This is a genomic window from Nocardia sp. NPDC004573 (assembly GCF_053602135.1).
The window spans coordinates 1-2561 of record NZ_JBSGDA010000060.1; the positions used below are offsets into that span (position 1 = coordinate 1).

General features: G+C 68.3%; 3 protein-coding genes. 2 read left to right on the forward strand and 1 reads right to left on the reverse strand.

All coding sequences use genetic code 11. The features are described 5' to 3' along the window. On the forward strand, positions 1–462 hold a 462-nt coding region (locus ACWEKR_RS35470), incomplete at its 5' end, for a phage tail tip lysozyme (protein ID WP_452358226.1). 404 nt (positions 463–866) lie between these two features. After that, positions 867–2090: a transglycosylase SLT domain-containing protein gene (locus tag ACWEKR_RS35475; RefSeq protein WP_452358227.1), complete on the forward strand. Its 1224-nt coding sequence runs from the start codon at positions 867–869 to the stop codon at positions 2088–2090. Positions 2091–2177: 87 nt separating this feature from the next. On the opposite strand, the gene ACWEKR_RS35480 is transcribed toward ACWEKR_RS35475, so the two are convergent. Continuing rightward, on the reverse strand, positions 2178–2561 hold a 384-nt coding region (locus tag ACWEKR_RS35480; RefSeq protein ID WP_452358228.1), incomplete at its 5' end, for a C40 family peptidase.

Sequence of the window (2561 nt, forward strand, 5' to 3'; positions counted from 1 at the left end):
GGCGACAACGGCAGAGCCGACAACATTCCCGGAGGCCCCAACGCCAATCCGGCGGACGTCTACCGCTACCTCATTTCGAAACACGGCCTCACGCCTGCGCAGGCCGCTGGGATCGTGGGCAACATTCAAGTCGAGTCGGGTTTCAAGACCAGCGCGTACAACTCCGGGGAAGGCGCCATCGGTCTTTGCCAATGGCGGGGTGGACGACGGCAGGCGCTGGAGCGATTCGCGGCAGCTCGCGGGAGGCCGGTCACCGACTGGAAGGTCCAAGTCGATTTCATGATGGCCGAATTGCGCAGCAACGAATCCACCGCCTACGGATATCTCCGGGCCGCGCAGACGCCCGCTCAGGCGGCCGCGGTCTTCGACCAGTATTACGAAAGAAGCTCCGGTGAGGCGCGGGGGCAGCGCGTCGCCTACGCCAACAGCATTGCCTCGGCGATGCGCAACGTCGCCGTTTGACTTGGCCCGGCTTCGCCGGTCGCCCGGTACCCTCTTGTGAGGCCGCGCGGCCGGTTGTCCCGTAGCCACGCGTCGAGACGCGGGCATCGGTATTCCCGTATGCGGGAACGGCATGGGCGTGCTCGGGAGGCGCCTGCATTAAGCTGCCGATACGCTTCGGGACGAGTGCCGGGAAGAGGCATTCCAAGTCGGGTGAGCCGACGGCCGGGCAAGGCGGCATGAGTTCACCGCATCGGCGCGGCTTGGCGCATCGCTGCCGCATCGGCTGTGCACTCTCCCGGTTCCAGCACGCACCGATCATGTCCGGCGGTCGGCAGCGCGCGTACCGGGGCATGCGGCGGAAGGTGAATCATGGCTGCCTGTGTGGTCACCGTGCGTAGTGTCCGCGCGCAGCGGGGGAATTGATGGCTCCGACGGATCGCCCTGGCTCCGACCGAGATCCCGACGATCCCGGCGGTCGTCGCGACGGGCGTGCGAGCGCCACCACCGCCGCGCCGCATCGCCCCGCCAAGTCCGCGACGCGCGGCGCTCCCACCCAGATCCCGCGGCCACAGGCAGGTGCGCCGGCCGCGGTGGCGCCCGCCGGCGCGGCGGCACAGGGACGCACCCACAATGCGCCGTCGGCGTCCGACACGACTTCCCCGGCCTCGGGTTCCACCTCCCTTCCACGTTCGGACGCACTCGGCATGGCGGGGACGTCCATGCCCATGGCGGCCGCGGCGATGGGTGCGTTGGCGGCCATCGCCGCTCAATACGGTGACGGCCCGCCGACTGCCGTGACGGGACAGCCGTACGCGCCACCCGCCCTCGACGCGGCGCGGCCGAGCGGCCCCGTCGTGTGGGACGGTGCTCTCGGCTCTCGGTACGCCGACAGCAATCAGAATCGCGCCCGGCACGGTGATGCGACGCAGTCGATGAACGCCGAGCTGGAGCGCATCCTCGGTGGCGCGGTGGACAACAGCACGCAGGGACGCGCCGCGATCGGCGCGATCATCGCGGAGGTGAACACCGCTTTGACCGCGCTCGGCAAGGTTCAGGACGCCAACGCGAGCAGGCAGTTGGTGATCTCCACCTTGGACAACGCCTTGCAACGGGCGGGGACCGTGCTCGGCCAGGGGCAGGCCGCCGCAGTGCTCACCGCTGATCGGGTGGCTGCCCTGGCGGACCGCTATCTGCGCGAGTCGCGCCCCGCCCAGCCGCGGCGGCCCCGCCGCACGTCGCACTCGGGTGGGCACGGGCCCAGCGGCGGTCCGCCACGCACGCGGCCGTCCGGCCAGCAGGGACAGTGGATCAACGAAGCCTTGCAGGTGTTACGCCAGCACGGCTACGACACGCGCCAGATCGATCCGGCCGACATCGCGGCGATCATCCAGCACGAGTCCGGTGGCAATCCGAACGCGATCAATCTCTGGGACAGCAATGCCGCGGCCGGAATTCCGTCGAAAGGCCTGATGCAGACCATCGATCCGACGTTCAACGCGTATTCCGTTCCAGGACATCGTGATATCTGGAATCCGGTGGACAATATCGTCGCCGGAGTTCGGTATGCCATCGAACGTTACGGGTCGGTCAGCAATGTGCCGGGAATTGTGCAGATGCGCGGCGGCGGATCGTACGTGGGGTATTGATGCCTGCTGCGGGCCGATCGCGTCCGGAGATGCAGCAGGCGCGAGGATTCGTTCGCGCGAGGTACCCCCGGCGCAATCGACTGCCGATCACGCCCAGCGCGCGGCCGCGTAACTGCTGGGTAGTTTTCGGTACTGGACATGGCCGCCGGTGTGGGGAGCCTCGACGCACATGCCGTTGCCGATGTACATGATGACGTGGCCGGGATTGTTCGCTCCCTTGAACGAACTCGACGGGAAGATGAGGTCGCCGGGCTTGATGTCCCGGGGATTCACCTTCGGCAGTTGCCGGTATTGATCCGCTGCCACCCGCGGAATCCTTACACCCGCGGCCGCCGCCGCGTACTGCATCAGACCCGAGCAATCGAACGCGTTCGGCCCTTCGGCGCCGAACACATAGGGGTCGCCGAGTTGAGCGAGCGCCACCTGGATCGCTTTCGCGGCGGCTCCGGTCGCGCCGCTGCCCGCGCCTGT